Source organism: Paraburkholderia lebeckiae, from assembly GCF_050436225.1.
GTDB lineage: Bacteria > Pseudomonadota > Gammaproteobacteria > Burkholderiales > Burkholderiaceae > Paraburkholderia > Paraburkholderia tuberum.
In genome coordinates, this window is the sequence record NZ_JBNDLU010000002.1 from 4,215,511 (window position 1) to 4,235,669 (window position 20,159).

18 protein-coding genes and 3 pseudogenes are annotated in these 20,159 nt (G+C 62.1%); 16 read left to right on the forward strand and 5 right to left on the reverse strand.

All coding sequences use genetic code 11. The annotated features are described in order from the left end of the window. The first annotated feature begins 27 nt into the window (after positions 1 to 27). The 10 genes and pseudogenes from OKW45_RS34070 to dsbD all read left to right on the forward strand — a co-directional run bounded on the left by OKW45_RS34070 (position 28) and on the right by dsbD (position 7,011). On the forward strand, positions 28 to 1,005 hold the full coding sequence (locus OKW45_RS34070) for a DNA-directed RNA polymerase subunit alpha (RefSeq protein WP_007730697.1): 978 nt from the start codon (positions 28 to 30) through the stop codon (positions 1,003 to 1,005). A gap of 191 nt (positions 1,006 to 1,196) precedes the next feature. After that, positions 1,197 to 1,589, forward strand: a complete 393-nt coding sequence (rplQ, locus tag OKW45_RS34075) for a 50S ribosomal protein L17 (RefSeq protein ID WP_018420158.1) — start codon at positions 1,197 to 1,199, stop codon at positions 1,587 to 1,589. A gap of 113 nt (positions 1,590 to 1,702) precedes the next feature. After that, positions 1,703 to 1,963: an IS66 family insertion sequence element accessory protein TnpB gene (gene tnpB, locus OKW45_RS34080; protein ID WP_429473185.1), complete on the forward strand. Its 261-nt coding sequence runs from the start codon at positions 1,703 to 1,705 to the stop codon at positions 1,961 to 1,963. A 74-nt stretch (positions 1,964 to 2,037) separates the two neighbouring features. Continuing rightward, positions 2,038 to 3,479 (forward strand): annotated as a pseudogene (gene tnpC, locus OKW45_RS34085) (IS66 family transposase). Continuing rightward, the gene (locus OKW45_RS34090) at positions 3,421 to 3,549 is read left to right on the forward strand and encodes a transposase domain-containing protein (RefSeq protein WP_429473186.1); all 129 of its coding nucleotides are present in this window, start codon (positions 3,421 to 3,423) and stop codon (positions 3,547 to 3,549) included. Before tnpC ends, OKW45_RS34090 begins: the two are co-directional and overlap by 59 nt. Before the next feature lie 14 nt (positions 3,550 to 3,563). Then, positions 3,564 to 4,055, forward strand: coding sequence for a hypothetical protein (locus OKW45_RS34095; protein ID WP_018420160.1), 492 nt, complete (start codon positions 3,564 to 3,566; stop codon positions 4,053 to 4,055). A 54-nt stretch (positions 4,056 to 4,109) separates the two neighbouring features. Then, positions 4,110 to 4,362: pseudogene (locus OKW45_RS34100) on the forward strand (IS30 family transposase); the annotation flags it as partial. A gap of 7 nt (positions 4,363 to 4,369) precedes the next feature. After that, positions 4,370 to 4,630 (forward strand): annotated as a pseudogene (locus OKW45_RS34105) (integrase core domain-containing protein); the annotation flags it as partial. A gap of 175 nt (positions 4,631 to 4,805) precedes the next feature. Further along, a complete protein-coding gene (cutA, locus tag OKW45_RS34110; protein WP_429473188.1) occupies positions 4,806 to 5,138 on the forward strand; it encodes a divalent-cation tolerance protein CutA in 333 nt (110 codons plus the stop codon). Beyond that, positions 5,131 to 7,011 carry a protein-disulfide reductase DsbD gene (gene dsbD, locus OKW45_RS34115; protein ID WP_429473190.1) on the forward strand — a complete coding sequence of 627 codons (1,881 nt, stop codon included), beginning with the start codon at positions 5,131 to 5,133 and terminating at the stop codon, positions 7,009 to 7,011. Before cutA ends, dsbD begins: the two co-directional genes overlap by 8 nt. A 122-nt stretch (positions 7,012 to 7,133) precedes the next feature. Here dsbD and hemB read toward each other — a convergent pair whose 3' ends face one another. Together hemB and yihA are read right to left on the reverse strand one after the other, a co-directional pair. Beyond that, positions 7,134 to 8,132: a porphobilinogen synthase gene (hemB, locus tag OKW45_RS34120; RefSeq protein WP_429473192.1), complete on the reverse strand. Its 999-nt coding sequence runs from the start codon at positions 8,130 to 8,132 to the stop codon at positions 7,134 to 7,136. Between the two features lie 278 nt (positions 8,133 to 8,410). Further along, positions 8,411 to 9,073: a ribosome biogenesis GTP-binding protein YihA/YsxC gene (gene yihA, locus OKW45_RS34125; protein ID WP_018420165.1), complete on the reverse strand. Its 663-nt coding sequence runs from the start codon at positions 9,071 to 9,073 to the stop codon at positions 8,411 to 8,413. Positions 9,074 to 9,292: 219 nt separating this feature from the next. On the opposite strand from yihA, the gene OKW45_RS34130 reads away from it, so the two are divergent. The 5 genes from OKW45_RS34130 (at position 9,293) to msrQ (ending at position 15,402) form a co-directional block, all read left to right on the forward strand. Then, positions 9,293 to 9,946 carry a c-type cytochrome gene (locus OKW45_RS34130; protein WP_429452006.1) on the forward strand — a complete coding sequence of 218 codons (654 nt, stop codon included), beginning with the start codon at positions 9,293 to 9,295 and terminating at the stop codon, positions 9,944 to 9,946. A gap of 118 nt (positions 9,947 to 10,064) precedes the next feature. Beyond that, entirely contained in the window at positions 10,065 to 12,275 is a 2,211-nt protein-coding gene (locus tag OKW45_RS34135) for a cytochrome c biogenesis protein ResB (protein ID WP_429473194.1), read from the forward strand. A 4-nt stretch (positions 12,276 to 12,279) separates the two neighbouring features. Next, positions 12,280 to 13,488 (forward strand): c-type cytochrome biogenesis protein CcsB, encoded by a 1,209-nt coding sequence (gene ccsB, locus OKW45_RS34140; protein WP_429473195.1) that lies wholly within the window; start codon positions 12,280 to 12,282, stop codon positions 13,486 to 13,488. A 206-nt stretch (positions 13,489 to 13,694) separates the two neighbouring features. After that, positions 13,695 to 14,690, forward strand: a complete 996-nt coding sequence (gene msrP, locus OKW45_RS34145; RefSeq protein WP_018420169.1) for a protein-methionine-sulfoxide reductase catalytic subunit MsrP — start codon at positions 13,695 to 13,697, stop codon at positions 14,688 to 14,690. Positions 14,691 to 14,700: 10 nt separating this feature from the next. Further along, the gene (gene msrQ, locus OKW45_RS34150; RefSeq protein ID WP_429473197.1) at positions 14,701 to 15,402 is read left to right on the forward strand and encodes a protein-methionine-sulfoxide reductase heme-binding subunit MsrQ; all 702 of its coding nucleotides are present in this window, start codon (positions 14,701 to 14,703) and stop codon (positions 15,400 to 15,402) included. Between the two features lie 111 nt (positions 15,403 to 15,513). On the opposite strand, the gene lysA is transcribed toward msrQ, so the two are convergent. Together lysA and lptM are read right to left on the reverse strand one after the other, a co-directional pair. Beyond that, positions 15,514 to 16,776 carry a diaminopimelate decarboxylase gene (gene lysA, locus OKW45_RS34155; RefSeq protein ID WP_429473198.1) on the reverse strand — a complete coding sequence of 421 codons (1,263 nt, stop codon included), beginning with the start codon at positions 16,774 to 16,776 and terminating at the stop codon, positions 15,514 to 15,516. A 9-nt stretch (positions 16,777 to 16,785) separates the two neighbouring features. Then, complete coding sequence (gene lptM, locus OKW45_RS34160; RefSeq protein WP_429473200.1) at positions 16,786 to 17,130, reverse strand: LPS translocon maturation chaperone LptM; 345 nt, start codon at positions 17,128 to 17,130, stop codon at positions 16,786 to 16,788. A 35-nt stretch (positions 17,131 to 17,165) separates the two neighbouring features. Between lptM and cyaY the strand changes: the two genes are divergently transcribed. Then, positions 17,166 to 17,486, forward strand: coding sequence for an iron donor protein CyaY (cyaY, locus tag OKW45_RS34165; protein ID WP_018420173.1), 321 nt, complete (start codon positions 17,166 to 17,168; stop codon positions 17,484 to 17,486). A gap of 79 nt (positions 17,487 to 17,565) precedes the next feature. Here cyaY and OKW45_RS34170 read toward each other — a convergent pair whose 3' ends face one another. Then, positions 17,566 to 19,962, reverse strand: coding sequence for a penicillin-binding protein 1A (locus OKW45_RS34170; protein ID WP_018420174.1), 2,397 nt, complete (start codon positions 19,960 to 19,962; stop codon positions 17,566 to 17,568). Between the last annotated feature and the right edge of the window lie 197 nt (positions 19,963 to 20,159).

Sequence of the window (20,159 nt, forward strand, 5' to 3'; positions counted from 1 at the left end):
AGCCGAGGGTATTGAAAAGGAAAACCTATGCAAACCAGTTTGTTGAAGCCCAAGATTATTGCAGTTGAATCGCTTGGCGAGAGCCATGCGAAAGTGGTCATGGAGCCGTTTGAACGCGGTTATGGCCACACCTTGGGTAACGCGCTTCGGCGCGTGCTGTTGTCGTCGATGGTGGGCTACGCCCCGACCGAGGTGACGATTGCAGGCGTCGTGCACGAGTATTCGACGCTCGACGGTGTGCAAGAGGATGTGGTCAACCTGTTGTTGAACCTGAAGGGCGTCGTCTTCAAGCTGCATAACCGTGACGAAGTGACGGTTACCCTGCGGAAGGAAGGCGAAGGCGTGGTCACGGCCGGCGATATCGAACTCGCACACGATTGCGAAGTCATCAATCCCGATCACGTGATTGCGCATCTGTCGAAGGGCGGCAAGCTCGACGTGCAGATCAAGGTCGAAAAGGGCCGCGGGTATGTGCCGGGCAATGTGCGTCGTTACGGTGAAGAGTCGGCCAAGATCATCGGCCGGATCGTGCTGGACGCCTCGTTTTCGCCGGTTCGTCGCGTGAGCTACGCGGTCGAAAGCGCTCGCGTCGAGCAGCGCACCGACCTCGACAAGCTCGTGATGAACATCGAGACCAACGGTGTGATTTCGCCGGAAGAAGCGATCCGTCAATCGGCGCGCATTCTGGTCGATCAACTGTCGGTGTTCGCGGCGCTGGAAGGTACCGAAGCAGCGGCGGAAGCGCCGTCGCGCGCACCGCAGATCGATCCGATCCTGCTGCGTCCGGTCGACGATCTCGAACTGACGGTTCGTTCCGCGAACTGCCTGAAGGCCGAGAACATCTACTACATCGGCGACCTGATCCAGCGTACCGAGAACGAGTTGCTCAAGACTCCGAATCTGGGTCGGAAGTCGCTGAACGAGATCAAGGAAGTTCTGGCATCGCGTGGTCTGACGCTCGGCATGAAGCTCGAAAACTGGCCGCCGGCTGGTCTCGACAAGTAAGCGGACAACTCGGTCGGGTGTAACCCGCGAATTGCGCCGCTGTACTGTACTGGCAAAGACGCGGATTTTCCTTTAAAATCCGCGTCTTGTCTGTTGTCACTACCGGCCCGTGCGCTCACTGTTTGTTGTTGATGGTGCAGAACGAGTGCGATAGAAGAGCTGGACCAAAACTTTGAACTGAAGGAATTAACATGCGTCACCGTCATGGTCTGCGGAAACTGAACCGCACGAGCAGCCACCGTTTGGCAATGCTCCGTAACATGTCCAACTCGCTGATCGAGCACGAAGTCATCAAGACCACGCTGCCGAAGGCGAAGGAACTTCGTAAAGTCGTCGAGCCGCTGATCACGCTCGGCAAGAAGCCGTCGCTCGCAAACCGTCGTCTGGCGTTCAACCGCCTGCGCGATCGTGACTCGGTCACGAAGCTCTTCGACGTGCTCGGCCCGCGCTACGCAAACCGTCCGGGCGGCTACCTCCGCGTGCTGAAGTTCGGCTTCCGCATTGGTGACAATGCGCCGATGGCACTGGTCGAACTGCTCGACCGTCCGGAAGTTGAAGAAACGGAAGTGCAAGAAGCTGAGTAAGCTTTCTGCTTCGACAAAAAGCCAGGCGCATCGCCTGGCTTTTTTTGTTTTCTGTGACTCATCCTGAAATACGCTAACGTATCGGGCCACAGTCGCCCAATGGAAGGCTGAGCGTGGGGCGGAACGCCCAGAACCCTGTCTCGGGCAATCTGTTTGTGTTCGTCGGCCGGGACCGCTCGAAGGTCAAATGCCTTTACTGGGATCGCACCGGCTTCGCGCTCTGGCACAAGCGCCTTGAAAGGTCCGCCTTCCGTCACCGCTGGCGCTCGCGCTACGCGGCTTCACACCTCGCCGAGCTCAACGCATGGTTCGAAGGCGTTGAGATCCCGGCGCGCGAGCCGCATCGCGCCGTCGCAGTGACGCGCGTGAGCTGAACTGGCTATTGCTTGCGCAGATACAACGCTCTCCGATCTTGTAAACGTCGCGCGAGTTGGGCATCATGATAGCCATGTCGCCCACCGCCATCACTGTCGCGGATTTGCCGGTCGAGCCCGATGCGCTGCAAGCCTTCGCGCTCGAACATAACAGGCTGGCATGCGTGCTGTGGGAGCAGCTGGAAATCCTGCAGCACCAGATTGCCCAAGCCAAACGCGTGCGCTTCGGTGTCAGTTCCGAGCGGCTGTCGTGCCAGGCGGAACTGTTCGATGCGACCACGGAGTTGCCCATCCCTCCTGAGTCCGTGGAGGTTGCGGTCGCGGGCCACACCCGCAAGGGGCGCCCGACGCTGCTGAAGAATCTGCCGCGCAGGCGAGTTGAATACGATCTGAGCGACGAACAGAAAGTCGCATTCGATTCGCTCGAGAGTATCGGCGAAGAGCGCAGCGAGACGCTGCACTACGAACTGTCCAGGCTCACCGTAATCGAGCACATCCGCTTCAGGTACGCGGCAAGGAAAGACGGTGAGTCGACCATCGTGACCGCAAGCGCACAGCCTTCGCCGCTGCCGAAGAGCGATGCGAGCGCAAGCCTACTGGCTAACATCCCGGTCAATACCTACGTCGATCATCTGCCTTTGAACCGGCAGGAAATGCGCTATGCAGGACGTGGTGTGCATCTGCCCCGGGCAACGCTGTGCGAATGGAAGCTGGCGGCAGCCGAACTGCTCGAAGTGCTGCTGCCACCGCTACAGTCTCACCAGTTGCGAGCGCGCATGCACGTGGACAACACGACGTTGCCATTGCTCGAGAAAGGTCGCAAGGCGACGCGCATGGCGTGATTATGGGGCTATCTGGGCGCCGGCCAACGCGAGGAGAACGGCGTCTGGGTCGACGACCCGCCGGCGGTGGTGTTCGAGTTCGCCGAATCGCGCGCGGGCTCGCATCCGCTGCGGTACCTGCAAAAGCACAAAGGTTATCTGCAGGCGAACGCGTACAGTGGGCATGACGCGCTCTACGAAACAGGAGACATCGTCGAGATCGGATGTTGGGCCCATTGCCGCCGACGCTTCTTCGAAATCGCGAAGGCGCAAAGCAAACCCGGACTTGCAGCACAAGCGCTGCAATGGATCGCCCGACTGTATGCGATCGAGTCGCGGACCAAGGATCACACCCCCGACATCAAATATGCGGCGCGGCAAACCGAGGCGCTGCCGGTGCTCAAACAGTTCCGGCAATGGCTGGAGGGCAACGTCATCGGTTTGCCGACTCAGGCGCCACTCGCGAAAGCCTTCGGCTATGCATTAGGTCATTGGCCAGCGCTCGTCGCTACACTGAGAACGGTATTCTGCTACCGGACAACAATGCGCTGGAGCGTCACATTCGCCCGATTGCCGTCGGAAGATCGAACTGGATATTCGCAGGGCTCGGCGCGTGGCGCTCGAGCGGCCGCCACGATGTATTCCCTGATCGGTACAGCTCGCCTGAACGCAATCGAGCCCTATTCGTGGCTTGAGCGCACGCTTGAGCAGTTACCATCGTATCCTGTCAACCGGGTGCACGAACTGTTGCCGTTCGCCCGATAAACACCTCACTGCCCATGGACATTCTCGACTCGCTTCGGCAGGCGCCCAGCGCCGAGTTGTATCGCCTCTATCTCGCCATCGGCAAAATGCTGGACGACCCGCGACGGATTCTCGAAGTGCGTCAACGCCTGCACCTGGGAATGGAGGTTAGCTATATCGGGGGCGATCCGCTCGGACCACCTTCGCACGGAACGGTGGTGGAGCTGCGGCAATCCCAGGCGGTGATCCAGGATAACCAGAGCCGTCAGCGTTGGTCGGTGCCATACGCGGCGGTTATCCCTGACACTATGAGCGGCCCGACTCGCGCGCCCGCGTCGCCGCCACCGCGAGCACAACGCGAGGAATTCTTCATTGGCGACACCGTTGGCTTCACCGACAAACATCTGGGCGAACGAGTCGGCATCATCGTCCGGTTGAACGCGAAAACTGCGTCTATCGCCGTTAATGATTCGGAAGGCCATTGGCGAGTCTCGTACGCTCTGCTGCGAAAGATTGTCGACATCTAACCCGGCGATTCCGTCAACACGGGTTCCGCTGACGGATACCAGCTAAAGATCGACACCGGCCTAGCAATTTACTTCTGCGATCCACAAAGCCCGTGGCAGCGCGGACCGATGAGAACACCAACGGCCTACTTCGACAATACTTTCCAAAGGACACCGATATCAGCCGATACTCGGAGCGTGAACTCGACGCGGTCGCCAACGCGCTAAACCGCCGACCACGCAAAACACTCGGATGGAAGACGCCAGCAGAAGCGCTAGAGGAGTTACTATTCGCAGCTTGATGGCGGGTGTTGCGACGACTCCTTGAACCTAAGCAGTACTGTTCGACCTACTATCAGGGTATTCATCGGCGCCACGGCTTGCGATGTTCGATGGCGGACGGCTACGACTACTATCGGAACGCCCTGGCCGAACGAATCAAAGCCATTCCTAAAGGCGAGTTCTTGCTGCAGCGTCCTGCCGATCTCAAGCAGGCGGCAAAGATGGTCGAACAGTCGGTGCGCACCTACAACCATGAGCGGCCACATGCCGCTCTGAAATACAAAACGCTCGATGCGGTGCATCGGGCGCTCTAGCATCTGGATACTGTCAACCTATTCCAGGACTTGACACGGCGGCGGATTTTTCATCGATGTCGAAAGCCGCGTCCCAGTGACCAAATGTCGCGGCCGCACCGCGTGACGCCATGCAGGGCGACAGGGTCAGGTGATACGATATCGGGATCGAAATCCTGCGCCGCCGGAGCTTGGTGTGAGTGTGAATGTGACCTTGGTGCTGACAACGGTGCCGGATGCGGCCGTCGCTCAAAAGCTCGCAGCCGACGCGCTCGCTGCTCGCCTTTGCGCGTGCGTCACCCAGCTAGGCAGCGTGCAGTCGAGCTATCACTGGCAGGGCGCGATCGAAACCGCGCAGGAAATCCAGCTGCTGTTCAAGACCAGCGCCGCTCGCGCGCTCGAACTGGAGCAATACATTCAGGCTCACCATCCGTACGGCACGCCGGAAATCCTCTCATGGCAAGCGACGGCCTCCGCCGCCTACGGCCAGTGGATCACTGCTGAAACCCAACGCTCTCTTCATGTTTAACGGTCTCGACCGGCGCGCGCGCGCTGCGCTGCGCACCGCATTCTTTCTGCTCGGCTGCGCGTTCCTCGCGCAAGTCGCCACGCTCGCACGCGCCGCGGACGACTTCCTCGACCCGTCCGTAGCGTTCCGGTTCAGCGCGACCGAGGCTCCCGGCCAAGTCGTCGTCACCTACAAGATTGCGGACGGCTACTACATGTACCGCGAGCGCTTCGCGTTCGCGACCCGCAACGGCACGGCGACGCTTGGCGAGCCTGAACTGCCAGGCGGTCACGTGAAGTTCGATCAGACATTCAACAAGAATGTCGAGACGTACCGCAACAAGCTGACTATTCGTATTCCGGTCAAGCAGGCTGCCGGACCGTTCGATCTTGCGGTGACGTCGCAGGGCTGCGCCGACGCGGGCATCTGCTACCCCCCGATGGAGCGCGTGTACCACGTGAGCAGCGAGGCGCTGCAGCCGGCTGGCCGCGGGGTGGCGACCCCAACCGCGCAACAATCCGCCGCCACTGACAACGAACCCTGGTACGAACGCGCCACCAGCGCCGATTACGCGCAGTCGCTGCTGCAGCGTGGCGGTTTTTTTGCGATCGTCGGGCTTTATTTCGTTGCCGGCGCCATTCTGAGCTTGCTGCCGTGCTCGTATCCGATGATTCCGATTCTGTCGGCGATCATCATCGGTGAGGGAGCGCGCGTCACGCGCAGGCGTGGCTTCGCGCTGTCGCTCGCGTATGTAGTCGGGATGGCGCTCGTGTACACGGTGCTGGGTATCGTGGCGGCACTCGTCGGGCAGAGTCTCGGCGCATGGCTGCAGAACCCGTGGGTGCTCGGCGCGTTCGGCGGGCTTCTTATGATTTTCGCGCTGCTGCTGATCGCCGGTGTGGATCTCGAACTGCCGCCGCGCTGGCGCGAACGCATGTCGAGCGCGTCAGCGGGACGCTCGGGTGGCAAATTAACCGCGGTCGCCGTGATGGGCGCGCTGTCGGCGCTGGTTGTCGGCGCCTGCATGACCGCGCCGCTTTTTGCGGTGCTCGCGTTCATCGCGCATACCGGCAACGCCGTGCTCGGTGGCGCGGCGCTGTTCTCGATGGGCATCGGGCTTGGGCTGCCGCTGCTGATCATTGGCCTCGGCGCGGGTACGCTGCTGCCGCGCGCGGGCAAGTGGATGGACAGCGTAAAAGTGTTCTTTGGCGTCGTTCTGCTGGCCGCGGCGCTGTGGATTGTTTGGCCGGTGCTCGGCGGGGCGGCGTCGATGCTGTTGAGCGCCCTCTGGCTGCTGATCGCCGCGGTTGCGCTCGGCCTGTTTTCCAAGTCGGTTGCGGGCGCCTCGATATGGCACCGGCTTGGGCGGGCGGTCGGCGTCGTGATGGCGGTTTGGGCAGCCGCGCTTCTAGTTGGCCTCGCGGCGGGATCGTCGGATCCGCTGCGACCGCTGGCGGTGCTCGCGGCTCGCGTCGGCAATCAGGCGAGCATCGCGAAGGATGGCTCCAGCGCAGGCGCAACGGCGTCGCAAAGCGATTTGACGTTCGCGCCGGTACGTTCATCGGATCAGCTCGACCAGGCCGTCAAAACGGCGGCGCAGCCAGCCATACTCGATTTTTACGCGGACTGGTGCGTGAGCTGCAAGGAAATGGAGAAATTCACCTTCAGCGACCCGCGCGTTCAGGCGAAGCTGAAGCAGATGAATCTGCTGCGCGCCGACGTCACTGCAAACAATACCGACGACCAGGCGCTGCTCAAGCGCTTCAATCTGTTCGGGCCGCCGGGGATTATTTTTTTCGATCAGGGTGGCAAGGAAGTGTTGCGGGTAGTCGGCTACGAATCGGCGGATAAATTCCTGCGCACACTGGATCGGGCGAGTGCGTCGGGGGTGTAATCGAAGGCCGCGGTGCGTTGCAACGCCGCCGCTTCGCAAAGGGCCGCACAAAAAACGGAGGCGAAACCCTAGGGTTCGCCTCCGTTTTTTTGTCGACGGCCGCGCGCTAAACCGCGCCAGGCTTACTTCTGCGAACGCAGGATCTTCGCTGCATCCAGCGCGAAGTACGTCAGCACGCCGTCCGCGCCTGCACGCTTGAACGCGAGCAGCGATTCCATCATCACCTTGTCGTGATTGAGCCAGCCATTCTGCGCGGCGGCCTTCAGCATCGCGTATTCGCCGCTTACCTGGTACACGTAGGTGGGGAACTGGAACTCGTCCTTCACGCGACGCACGATGTCCAGATACGGCATGCCCGGCTTGACCATCACCATGTCCGCGCCTTCGTCGATGTCGGCCTGCACTTCGCGCAGCGCCTCGTTCGAATTGGCCGGGTCCATCTGGTAGGTCATCTTGTTGCTCTTACCTAGGTTCGTCGCGGAACCGACGGCATCGCGGAACGGGCCGTAGAACGCCGAAGCGTACTTTGCCGCGTACGCCATGATGCGCGTGTGAATGTGGTCCTCGCTCTCGAGCATTTGGCGGATCGCACCGATGCGTCCGTCCATCATGTCCGACGGCGCGACGATGTCGACGCCGGCTTCCGCCTGCGCACGAGCCTGCTCGACGAGGATCTCGACGGTTTCGTCGTTGATCACGTAGCCGGCTTCGTCGAGCACGCCGTCCTGACCATGGCTCGTATACGGATCGAGCGCCACGTCGGTGAGCACGCCGAGTTCCGGAAAATTCTTCTTCAACTCACGCACCGCGCGCGGGATCAGGCCCGCCGGGTTGGCCGCTTCACGGCCTTCGGGTGTTTTCAGCGAGGGCTCGATCGCCGGAAACAGAGACAACACCGGCACGCCCAGTTCGACGCACTGCTCGGCGACGCCCATCAGCAGATCGACCGACACGCGCTCGACGCCCGGCATCGACGGCACGGCTTGCCGCACGTTGGTTCCCTCGACGATGAACACAGGGTAAATCAGATCGTTGGTCGTGAGGATGTTTTCGCGCATCATGCGACGCGAGAAGTCGTCACGGCGCATGCGGCGCGGACGGTAGTGAGGGTAGAAGCTCATATCGAATCGAAGATCGTGGATAGGTGGAGTGGACAAATGGCACCTGGCTCCGCTCCCGGAAACTTTTCGAGACAATGGTATATCATACCGATCGAGCAAGGCGCCTAGCGCTGACCTCCCCGCTTCTCCTCCCTGAGCGGGTGCCTGTCGTTTTTCGATTAGGCTGTTTGACCCGCCGTTCAAGCGGCGGGTTTTTTTATGCGCGGCCGCAAACGCGCTCTGACGCGCGTTTTACAGGCATATCACGCGTGCCGCGGGATTCCTGCATTGATATGCGTTCAGCCCGCGGCCGGCGTTTCGCCTGTTTCGCCCGCTGCCTCCGGGATCAGCCAGCTCTCGATCAGCTCATGCGCTTCATCGAGCCCCGTTCGCTTGAGCGCCGAAAACAGTTGCGCGGTGAGTTCGCCGCGATAGCCCGCAGCCCGATATTCGGCCAGTCCCTTCTGCGCGGTGCGCAACGCGTTCGTGCTTTCCTGGCGCGTCAATTTGTCGCATTTGGTGAGCAGCGTGTGGATCGGCTTGCCGGTCGGCGCGAACCACTCGATCATGCGCCGATCGAGATCCGTCAGAGGGCGGCGCGAATCCATCATGAGGATCATGCCGCGCAGTTGCGAGCGCGATTGCAGATACGTGGACAGCAGCGCCTCCCAGTGCGCCTTCGCCGCACCCGGCACTTCCGCATAACCGTAGCCCGGCAGGTCGACCAGATAGGCGGTCGGCTCATCCGCCTTGCCAACCGAAAAATAATTGATGTGCTGCGTGCGGCCAGGCGTCTTACTTGCGAATGCAAGTCGCTTCTGATTGCAGAGCACGTTGATCGCGGTCGATTTGCCCGCGTTCGAGCGTCCCGCGAAAGCGATCTCGGGCTGCGCGGTGGCCGGCAGGTCGCGCAGATGATTGACGGTGGTATAGAAGCGGGATTCGTGGAGCAGGAAGGGCATGGTGGAAGCCAGATGGAGAAGCTGCGGAGCTCGCAGCGGGAACGGGGTCAAGCCCGACTGGCGTCTAAGCGATTAGCGAGTTATTGTACAATACGATGGTTTACTGAAAACCTTAGGAGGCCGCCCCACGTGCCTTGGCGGCTCCTGGCGGTCACTCGGTCGCCGTCGTCGTACTTTGCAGAACCTCTAAAATCCCACAAGACGAGACAGGGTGTGCGAATGAATCGACTGTGCAAGACTCTGATGGTGCTTCATGTAACGGCAGGTCTTTCAGGTTTGGCAATTCAGGCACGAGCAGCAGATCCGGCAAAGCCGGACATCAATCGGGGGCAGGCAATCGCGGTTCAGGTATGCGCGTCATGTCACGGCGCAGACGGCAACAGTGCCGGCGGCGCATACCCGAAACTGGCGGGCCAGCATCCTGAGTATCTCGTCAAGCAGCTCAGAGATTTCAAGGCGCAGCCGGGCGCCAAACAGGCCGCGCGCAACAATGCGATCATGGCGGGCATGGCCGCCGCGCTTTCCGATCAGGACATGATCAACGTCGCGGCTTACTTCTCGACGCAGACGCCCAAGCCTGGCTATGCGCACAACAAGAACACCGTCGCGGTGGGGCAGCAAATCTATCGCGGTGGGATTGCCGACCGCGGCGTGCCGGCCTGTGCGGCCTGTCACGGGCCAACGGGGCAGGGTATTCCGATCCAGTATCCACGCCTGTCGGGGCAGTGGGCCGAGTACTCGGTGACGCAATTGACCGCGTTCACGCAAGGTCCGGGCGCTCGTAATAACAACGACGCGATGCATGCGATAGCATCGCGTCTGTCGGACAACGAAATCAAAGCGGTCGCCGACTACATCGCGGGCCTGCATTAAGCGCTTCGTCCGCGCGAATCCAACCGGCCCGGCGAGGCCGGTGAAAAACAAGAAAAGGGTGAGGGTGTCGTCGCTATGACAGCCCTTCACCCTTTTTTGCTGTTCAGTCGGAGTTTGAATGAGCGTCACCACGTCGGGTCTGCAGTCGAAGTCGGGCAATCGCGTCATGCGCAGCGCCATCGAGCTCCTGAGCTCGATGCGTTTTGCCATTGCGCTGCTGGTGATTCTGTCGATCGCCAGCATCATCGGTACCGTCCTCACGCAGGACGATCCGTATCCCAACTACGTCAACCAGTTCGGTCCGTTCTGGGCGGACATTTTCCGCGCGCTGAGCCTCTACACGGTGTACAGCTCGTGGTGGTTCATGCTGATTCTCGGCTTCCTGATGGTGTCCGTGTCGCTGTGCGTGATCCGCAATGGGCCGAAGATGGTCGCCGACGCGAGGAGCTGGAAGGACAAGGTTCGCGAAGGCAGCCTGCGCGCGTTCCATCACAAGGGCGAGTTCGCGGTGCACGGCGCGCGCGCACAGTCGGCGGCGGTGCTCGCAAGGTTGTCGGCGAAGCTCGACTACAAATTCGTCACGCGCGAGTCGGACGGCGCGACGTTGATCGCCGCGAAGCGTGGCGCGCTGACGAAGTTCGGCTACATCTCCGCGCACCTCGCGATCGTCGTGATCTGCCTCGGCGGCCTGCTCGACAGCAATCTGCCGATCAAGCTCCAAATGTGGCTGTTCGACAAGTCGCCGATCAACTCGAACACGGTCATCAACGAGATTTCGCCCGAGCATCGGCTGTCGCAATCGAACCCGACGTTCCGCGGCTACGCGTGGGTACCCGAAGGGCAGCACGTGTCGACCGCGATCCTGAATCAGCCCAATGGTTCGCTGATCCAGGACCTGCCGTTTTCGATCGAGCTCAACAAGTTCATCGTCGATTACTACTCGACCGGCATGCCGAAGCTGTTCGCGAGCGACATCGTCGTGATTGATCACAAGACCGGCGCGCGCGTGCCGGCGCGCGTCGAGGTCAACAAGCCGTTCGAATACGACGGCGTGTCGATTTATCAATCGAGCTTCCAGGACGGCGGCTCGCAGATGCAGATGACTGCCTTCCCGATGTCCGGCCCGAGTGCTAAGCCCGCGCCGTTTGGCGGCACGATCGGCGGCAGCGCGCCGTTGAGTTCGGCCACGCCGCTGGCCGACGGCCAGACCGTCGAATTTACCGACTTCCGCGCAATCAACGTCGAAAACATCTCGAACGGTAAGGGGCAGAACGATGCGCGCGGGGTTGCCGCGCAGCACTCGCTGAAGGAAGCGTTCGACGAGCGCCTCGGCTCCGGCGCGAAAACGTCGAAGCCGCTTGATCTGCACAACGTCGGCCCGTCGGTGCAGTACAAGATTCGCGGCAAGGATGGCCAGGCGCGCGAATACAACAACTACATGCTGCCCGTCGACGTGAACGGCGAGAAAATGTTCCTCGCCGGCATGCGCTTGAATCCCGACGACCCGTTCCGCTATCTGCGAATTCCCGCCGACAGCGGCGGCACGCTCAAGGAATGGATGAATCTGCGCGCCACGCTGGAAGACCCGAACCAACGGGCCATGGCCGCTCATCAATTCGCGCAGCGTTCGGTGCCGGGTTCAAATGCGGAGTTGCAGCAACATCTGGAGGAAAGCGCCTTGCGGGTGCTGACCCTTTTTGCGGGCGCCGACAGCAGCATGAAGATGCCGAATGGCGAAACGCTCGGCGGCTTCCAGGCGGTCGCTGGGTTTATCGACCGCTCGGTACCGAAGGGCGAGCAGGAAAAGGCCGTGGGCCTGCTGCTTCGCATGCTCGAAGGCGTGACGTGGGACTTGTGGCAACAGTCGCGCCAGCGGCTCGGCGAGCCCGCCGCGCCGACCGATGCGGACACGAGCCGCTTCATCCAGAGTTCGCTTAATGCGATTTCCGACAGCTTTCTGTATGGATCGCCGGTCTATTTGCAGCTTGACTCATTCAAGCAGGTGCAAGCTTCGGTATTTCAGTTGACGCGCGCGCCGGGCAAAAAAGTCGTGTATCTTGGCAGCCTGCTTCTCGTATTGGGCATCTTCTCGATGTTCTACGTTCGCGAACGGCGTCTGTGGTTCTGGCTCAAGGATACGGACCACGGCACGAGCGTCGTAATGGCGATGTCGAGCGCGCGTAAGACGCTAGACTTCGAGAAAGAGTTCGTCCAGACGCGCGCCGCCGTGAGCGCCGCACTGGGCGCGAAACTCATCGAAGCAGCCGATGCCAGCCCGGCCGCTCAGGCCGCCGCTCCGTCTGCAAGCTCACAGGATTCGACCCGGTAAGATCATGGACTTGACTCAGGTTTCCTCCTCCTCTTCTGCTTCACGCGCCGACACGGCGTTTGCGAGCAGCACGCCCGAACTCCCGAATTTCGACGAACGGCCGTTCCTGAAACGCCTGGGTATCGCCGACTGGCTGTTCGCGCTCGCGCTCGTCGGGGGCGCCGGGTTCGCGCTGTCGCGCTATTACCCGTTCATGAACTACTACGACAAACTGGTGCTGATGTGCTCGGTGCCGGTTTTCGTCGTGCTCGGCTGGCGCTGGAAGCCCGTGCGTCCGCTGATGGTGGGAATCGCCGCCCTGTCGCTGCTGGCGATCCAGATCTACGACGGCGATTTGAGCCGCGCCGACAACGCTTTCTTCCTCAAGTATTTCCTGTCGAGTCAGTCCGCGATCCTGTGGATGAGCGCGCTCTTCGTATTCGCGACCGTGTTCTACTGGATCGCGCTGCTGTCGCGCTCGCCGACCGGCGCCGCGATCGGCTCGAAGATGACGTGGGCGGCGGTGCTGATGGGCTTCGTCGGCATGATGGTGCGCTGGTACGAGTCATACCTGATCGGCGCGGACGTCGGCCATATTCCGATTTCGAACCTCTATGAAGTGTTCGTGCTGTTCAGCCTGATCACCGCGCTGTTCTATCTGTACTACGAGCAGCACTACAACACGCGCGCGCTTGGCGCGTTCGTGTTGCTCGTGATCAGCGCAGCCGTCGGCTTCCTGATGTGGTACTCGGTCGCGCGCGACGCGCAGCAGATCCAGCCGCTCGTGCCGGCGCTGCAAAGCTGGTGGATGAAGATTCACGTGCCGGCGAACTTCATCGGCTATGGCAGCTTCGCGCTGTCGGCGATGGTCGGCGTCGCATATCTGGCGAAGGAACGCGGCGTGCTCGCGGATCGTCTGCCGGCGCTCGACGTGCTCGACGACGTGATGTACAAGTCGATCGCGGTCGGCTTCGCGTTCTTCACGATCGCGACGATTCTCGGCGCGCTGTGGGCCGCCCAAGCCTGGGGCGGCTACTGGAGCTGGGACCCGAAGGAGACGTGGGCGCTGATCGTGTGGCTGAACTACGCGGCCTGGCTGCACATGCGTATGATGAAGGGCCTGCGCGGCGCGCTCGCCGCGTGGTGGGCGCTGACCGGGCTGCTGGTCACGAGCTTCGCGTTCCTCGGCGTGAACATGTTCCTGTCGGGCTTGCATAGCTACGGCAAGCTGTAAGATCCGCCGCGCTGAACCGACTAAGAACCGCCGCGTGCTTTCGCACCGGCGGTTTTTTTATGGCCGATGGAATATTCGTTGCTCCCCGGTGTTCGCCAGTCGAGCACCTGAGCAACTACCCGTGGATGACAGACGCCCCCAAAGGGGCGATCATCAATAAGGCTCCGCAACGCGCGCGACGCGGCGGGCCGGCAAGGAGCAGCACGATGTGGATCAAGCGAAGCGACAGAATTCAACTGACCGGCGATGACATTTCGCGCAGCGAAATCGCGCCGCGGCACGTGTTCGAGAACCGGCGACGCATCCTGCAGGCGGCGGGCGCGATGGCGCTCGGCAGCCTGATCGGCGTGAGCGGCGAGGCGCTCGCGACCTACTCGTCGCCCGATCCGAAGGCGCAGAAGCTCGCGGCGAGAACCAACACCAGGTTCGTCGCGCTCGACAAGATTACGCCGTACAAGGACATCACCACCTACAACAATTTCTACGAGTTCGGCACCGATAAATCCGATCCCTCGCAGCACGCGGGCACGTTGCGGCCGCATCCATGGAAGGTGAGCGTCGAGGGCGAGATCAAGAATCCGAAGGTGTACGACATCGACGATCTGCTGAAGCTCGCGCCGCTCGAGGAGCGTGTGTACCGGCATCGCTGCGTCGAAGGCTGGTCGATCGTGGTGCCGTGGATCGGCGTCTCGTTGTCGGAGCTGATCAAACGCGTCCAGCCGAACGGCAATGCAAAGTACGTGCAGTTCATCACGCTCGCCGATCCGTCGCAGATGCCAGGGCTGTCGGCACCCATACTCGATTGGCCGTACTCCGAAGGTCTGCGGATGGACGAGGCGATGCATCCGCTGACGCTACTGACGATGGGCCTCTACGGCCAGGTGCTGCCGAATCAGAACGGCGCGCCGGTGCGCGTCGTGGTGCCGTGGAAGTACGGCTTCAAGAGTGCGAAGTCGCTCGTGAAAATCCGCTTCGTCGAGAAGCAGCCGCCGACGAGCTGGAACACGTACGCGTCGAACGAATATGGGTTTTATTCGAACGTGAATCCGAATGTCGATCATCCGCGCTGGAGTCAAGCTACTGAACGGCGCATCGGCGAAGACGGCTTTTTCACGCCGAAACGCAAGACACTGATGTTCAACGGTTACGGCGATCAGGTCGCGTCGCTCTATCAGGGCATGGACCTGAAGAAGAACTTCTAGGGCGAGCGCGATGGTTTCCGATACGCAAACTGTCACCCGCACCGAGCCTGCGACGCGGCGGACGTCGTCGACGTCGGCGGCGAAGCCGCGTTCCACCGGCGGCGCGCGCTGGGTCGTGCCCACGAAAGTCGCAGTCTTCATCGCGGCGCTCTATCCTCTCGCGCGCCTGGTGCTGTTCGGCCTGACCGACCGGCTCGGCGCGAATCCGATTGAATTCATCACACGCTCGACCGGCCTGTGGACGCTCGTGTTCCTGTGCATCACGCTTGCGGTGACGCCGCTACGCCGTCTGACCGGCGTCGCCGCGTTCGTGCGTTTCCGCCGCATGCTCGGGCTCTACACGTTCTTCTACGCGACGCTGCATTTCACCACGTACCTGTGGTTCGACAAGTGGTTCGATGTTGCGGAGATTCTGAAGGACATCGGCAAGCGACCGTTCATCACGGTGGGCTTCACCGCGTTCGTGCTGCTGATCGCGCTTGCGGTCACGTCGCCGCGCGCGATGGTGCGCAAGCTCGGACGTCGCTGGCAGACGCTGCATCGCGCGATCTATGCGATCGGCGTGCTCGCGATCCTGCATTTCTGGTGGATGAAGGCGGGCAAGCACGACCTGTTGCTGCCGAAGATCTACGGCGCGGTGATGATCGCGTTGCTGGGATGGCGGCTGGTGGTGTGGATACGTGAGCGGCGGATGGGAACGCGCCGACGATGATGGCGAGTTTATTGGCGTCACGCTGTTTCAAATAAAAATGGCGATGTCACCGTGGCATCGCCATTTTCGTTGCTGCGCTCGACCTTCGCGCTCTGCCGCAGGTACCGACGTTTACGCCGGCAGTATCGTTTCATCCGCAAACAGCTGCTTGACCTCTTCGCGCGCGCGAACCACATGCGCCTGTGTACCATCCACCATCACCTCGGCGGCGCGCGCACGGGTGTTGTAGTTCGAGCTCATCACGAAGCCGTACGCGCCGGCCGAGCGGATCGCGAGCAGATCGCCGGGTTCGACCGCGAGCAGCCGTTCGCGGCCAAGCCAGTCGCCGCTTTCGCAGACGGGGCCGACCACGTCATAGACGTGCGCGGGGACGTCGCGCTTCACGACCGGCTCGATGGCGTGATACGCATCGTACATCGCGGGGCGCGCGAGATCGGTCATCGCCGCGTCGACGATCGCGAAGTTCTTGTCCTCGCCCGGCTTCAGAAACTCGAGACGTGTGAGCAGCACGCCCGCATTGCCGACCAGCGAGCGGCCCGGCTCGAAATAGACTTCGCGGTGACCGTGGCCGCGCGCATCGATGCGATCGAGCACCGTGCGCACGAACTCACCGATTTCCGGCGGCGTTTCGTCGTCGTAGGTGATGCCGAGACCGCCGCCGACGTCGATATGGCGAATCGACACGCCGTCCTGCTCGATCTGCTCGACGAGTTCCAGCACTTTGTCGATCGCGTCGAGATAGGGCGCGACTTCGGTGATCTGCGAGCCAATATGGCAGTCGATGCCGATCACCTCGAGATTCGACATCGCCGCGGCCGCCTGGTAGGTGGCGCGTGCGTCTTCGAACGCGACGCCAAACTTGTTCGTCTTGAGTCCGGTGGAAATGTACGGATGCGTTTTCGCATCGACATCGGGATTCACGCGCAGCGACACCGGCGCTTTCTTGCCCATTTCGCCCGCTACCGCGTTGAGGCGGTCGAGTTCGGGAATGGATTCGACGTTGAAGCATTTGACGCCCGCCGCGAGCGCGTCGCGCATTTCGCTTGCCTGCTTGCCGACGCCCGAAAACAAGGTGTTTTCCGCTTTGCCGCCGGCCGCGAGCACGCGCGCGAGCTCGCCGCCCGACACGATGTCGAAGCCCGCGCCGAGGCGCGCGAAAACGTTCAGCACCGCGAGATTGCTGTTGGCCTTGACGGCCACGTGCACGCTCGCGCGACGCACCCCGCAGGCGCCCGCATAGGCGTTCCACGCAGCGGTGAGCGCGGCGCGCGAATAGACGTAGAGCGGCGTGCCGAACTGCTCGGCGAGTGAAACGGCGGACACGCCTTCGGCGTGCAATACGCCGTCGACGTAGTCAAATGCGGATCGAGTCATGCGAAAGTCTTATTGAACGGAAGGGACGGCAGAGGCGGGCAGCGGCACTGCGGGAGCCGATGCCGCCGAAGCAGGCGGCACCGTGAGCTGGTCTTCGGGGGCGAGCGTGAGCGGCTTGCCCGAGGTGTCCGGGATCGATCCCATGTCGGCCGCGCTGCCGCTAGCCGGTTGCGTTCGATCGGTCGACGGTGTTTGCGTGCGGTGAGCCGGCGGGGCAGGCATCGGCGGTACGGTCGGCAGATAGAGCGAGCCGCGTTGGCCGCAGCCGGTGAGCGCACAACCTGCGAGAATGGCTAAAACCGCTACAATCGCGCGGCCGGGCGCTGCCGCGCGCATCCGAGTTACGACTCGCATGACTGTCCCTGAATGAATAATCGATGGAGTTTAGCATGTCCGATAGTGATTACCTGACCCGTGCGGAAGCCGTGCTGGCCGCCATCGAGAGCGCGCTCGACGACACCGACGCCGACATCGAACTCGAGCGCAGCGGCAACGTTCTGACGCTCGAATTCGAGAACCGCACGAAGATCATCGTCAACCTTCAGCCGCCGATGAGCGAGATCTGGATCGCGGCGAAGGCCGGCGGCTTCCACTTCCGTTTCGTCGACGGTGAATGGCGCGACACGCGCAGCGGCGCGGAGTTTTTCGCGGCGCTGTCGCAGTATGCGACGCAGCAGGCTGGCGAGCCGGTGCATTTCGCCGCGCAATAAGCGCGAAGCGCGCTCAAAACAGAACCGCCGCGTATCGAACGCGGCGGTTTTTCTTTTCTAGCGGGACATCGAGGAAGCCTCAGTGCCCGCGGAACAGATTCATGATGTCCTGCTTTTCCTGTTCGCCGACCTGTTCCGGCGCGGCGGCTGCCGCGCTCGCCTCCGCATCGAGCGTCGCCTGACTGACGCCGACCGTCGCGATGAAACCGTGGCCCGGCGTGAACTCGTCGAAATAAAGCTCCGAGCCGATTTCGCTGACGTCGTCGGGGCGTGGCATCTTGTACTCGGGCACCCCCTTCAGCGCGCGTCCCATGTACTCGATCCACACCGGCAGCGCCAGGCCGCCGCCGGTTTCCTTGTCGCCGAGGCTGCGCGGGTTGTCGTAGCCGATCCACGCGATCGCGGTGAGCGTGTGCTGATAGCCGGCGAACCACGCGTCGCGGGAATCGTTGGTCGTGCCGGTCTTGCCGGCGAGATCGGTGCGCTTGAGCACGTTGCTCTTCGCCCCGGTGCCGTGCTGCGCGACGCTTTGCAGCAGGCTGTTCATCACGTAGGCGTTGCGCGGTTGGATCGCGAACGGCGCGCTTTGCCCGGCCACGAGCGGCTGCGCGTGCGCGACGACGATGCCGCGCTGATCGGTGACCTCCGCGATCAGATACGGATTGATCCGGTAGCCGCCGTTGGCGAACACCGAAAACGCGCCCGCCATCTGCAGCGGCGTCACGAGGCCCGCGCCGAGCGCCATCGGCAGATAGGCGGGATGGCGGTCCGCGTCGAAGCCAAAACGCGTGATGTATTGCTGCGCGTACTTCGGGCCGATCTGGTTCAGGATGCGGATCGACACGAGGTTCTTCGATTTCTGCAGCGCGGTGCGCATCGTCATCGGACCGTCGAAGCCGCCGCCGTAGTTTTTCGGCTCCCACGCCTGGCCGCCGGTTTCGGCGGCGCTGAAGAAAAGCGGCGCGTCGTTGATGATCGTGGCGGGCCCGAGGCCCTTTTCGAGCGACGCCGAATAGATGAACGGCTTGAAGCTGGAGCCCGGCTGACGCCACGCCTGCGTCACGTGATTGAACTTGTTCTTGTTGAAGTCGAAGCCGCCGACCAGCGAGCGGATCGCACCGTCCTGCGGCACCACCGAGATGAACGCGCCTTCCACCTGGGGCAATTGCGTGATCGACCAGTCGCCCTCGTCGTTCTTCACGAGCCGCACGATCGCGCCGGGCCGGATGCGCTGAGTCGGTTGCGCGCGCGGGCCGAGCGCGAACTGCGCATAGCGCAGGCCGTCGCCCTGAATGGTCGCGACATTGCCGTCGATGAACGCCGCCTGCACCTGCTTCGGGCTCGCCGCCGTGACGACGGCCGCGATGATTTCGCCATTGTCGGGATGTTCGAGCAGCGCGTCGTCGATGGCCTGCTCGCGCTCGTCGGCGTCGGCCGGCAGATCGATGAACGCCTCCGGGCCGCGATAGCCGTGACGGCGCTCGTAGTCCATCAAGCCTTTGCGCACCGCGTGGTAGGCGACGTCCTGATCGGCCGAGTCGATCGTGGTCACGACGTTCAGACCGCGCGTGTAGGCTTCCTCGCGATACTGTGCGTACATCATCTGCCGCACCATTTCCGCGACGTATTCCGCGTGCACGCTGTACTCCTTGCCCATGCCCTTCACGACGAGCCGCTGCCGGCTCGCCTCGTCGTACTGTTCCTGAGTGATGTAGTGCAATTCATACATGCGCTGCAGGATGTACTCCTGGCGCACCTTCGCACGCTTCGGATTGACGACCGGGTTATACGCGGACGGCGCCTTCGGCAGACCGGCGAGCATCGCCGATTCGGCGAGCGTCAGGTCCTTCAGATCCTTGCCGAAGTACACGCGCGCGGCACTCGCGAAACCGTACGCGCGCTGACCGAGATAGATCTGATTCATGTACACCTCGAGAATCTGATCCTTGCTCAGCTTCGACTCGATCTTGTACGCGAGCAGCATCTCGTAGATCTTGCGCGTGTACGTCTTCTCACTGGACAGAAAGAAGTTGCGCGCGACCTGCATCGTGATCGTGCTCGCGCCTTGCGTCGCATGACCGTTGGTCAGCGCGACGAAGCCGGCTCGCGCGATGCCGGTGAGGTCGACGCCACCGTGCTCATAGAAGCGGGCGTCCTCGATCGCGAGGATCGCTTTCTTCAGGCTGTCGGGCACGTCGTGGATGTGCACGATGTCGCGCCGCTCCTCGCCGAATTCGCCGATCAGCACGTGGTCGGCCGTATAGATTCGCAGCGGCACTTTGGGCTGATAGTCGGTCAATGCATCGAGTGACGGCAGGTTCGGCGTCGCGACGACGAGCGCATAGCCGAGCACCAGCGCCACGCATACGATGCCCGCCACGATCAACCCGACAAAGCCGAGAATCAGCTTCAGCCATAACGGACGTTTGCGCTTTTTCGGCGCGGGCGGTGGGGACGTAGGAGACGTGGCTTGCATAGGAGTACCGGAAAAACAGTCCCGCGATTATAGCCGCCAGGGTTTTTCTGCTTTCGACAAGCTTACGGATAACGTGCAATCGGCACACGCCAGGAGGCGCGGGAATGACTTCGCTGCAGTCCCAACTGTAGTCGCTTTGATGTCGCTCGGGGCGGCTTCGCAGCCGCGTTAGCCATTCGGCTGAATGTCGTTAGGAC

Excerpts from the sequence above, each read along its gene's own strand:
- OKW45_RS34070 (WP_007730697.1), top strand. The coding sequence starts at position 28 with ATGCAAACCAGTTTGTTGAAGCCCAAGATTATTGCAGTTGAATCGCTT.
- rplQ (WP_018420158.1), top strand. The coding sequence starts at position 1,197 with ATGCGTCACCGTCATGGTCTGCGGAAACTGAACCGCACGAGCAGCCAC.
- OKW45_RS34090 (WP_429473186.1), top strand. The coding sequence starts at position 3,421 with ATGTATTCCCTGATCGGTACAGCTCGCCTGAACGCAATCGAGCCCTAT.
- OKW45_RS34095 (WP_018420160.1), top strand. The coding sequence starts at position 3,564 with ATGGACATTCTCGACTCGCTTCGGCAGGCGCCCAGCGCCGAGTTGTAT.
- dsbD (WP_429473190.1), top strand. The coding sequence starts at position 5,131 with ATGTTTAACGGTCTCGACCGGCGCGCGCGCGCTGCGCTGCGCACCGCA.
- hemB (WP_429473192.1), bottom strand. The coding sequence starts at position 8,132 with ATGAGCTTCTACCCTCACTACCGTCCGCGCCGCATGCGCCGTGACGAC.
- yihA (WP_018420165.1), bottom strand. The coding sequence starts at position 9,073 with ATGCCCTTCCTGCTCCACGAATCCCGCTTCTATACCACCGTCAATCAT.
- OKW45_RS34130 (WP_429452006.1), top strand. The coding sequence starts at position 9,293 with ATGAATCGACTGTGCAAGACTCTGATGGTGCTTCATGTAACGGCAGGT.
- OKW45_RS34135 (WP_429473194.1), top strand. The coding sequence starts at position 10,065 with ATGAGCGTCACCACGTCGGGTCTGCAGTCGAAGTCGGGCAATCGCGTC.
- ccsB (WP_429473195.1), top strand. The coding sequence starts at position 12,280 with ATGGACTTGACTCAGGTTTCCTCCTCCTCTTCTGCTTCACGCGCCGAC.
- msrP (WP_018420169.1), top strand. The coding sequence starts at position 13,695 with ATGTGGATCAAGCGAAGCGACAGAATTCAACTGACCGGCGATGACATT.
- msrQ (WP_429473197.1), top strand. The coding sequence starts at position 14,701 with ATGGTTTCCGATACGCAAACTGTCACCCGCACCGAGCCTGCGACGCGG.
- lysA (WP_429473198.1), bottom strand. The coding sequence starts at position 16,776 with ATGACTCGATCCGCATTTGACTACGTCGACGGCGTATTGCACGCCGAA.
- lptM (WP_429473200.1), bottom strand. The coding sequence starts at position 17,130 with ATGCGAGTCGTAACTCGGATGCGCGCGGCAGCGCCCGGCCGCGCGATT.
- cyaY (WP_018420173.1), top strand. The coding sequence starts at position 17,166 with ATGTCCGATAGTGATTACCTGACCCGTGCGGAAGCCGTGCTGGCCGCC.
- OKW45_RS34170 (WP_018420174.1), bottom strand. The coding sequence starts at position 19,962 with ATGCAAGCCACGTCTCCTACGTCCCCACCGCCCGCGCCGAAAAAGCGC.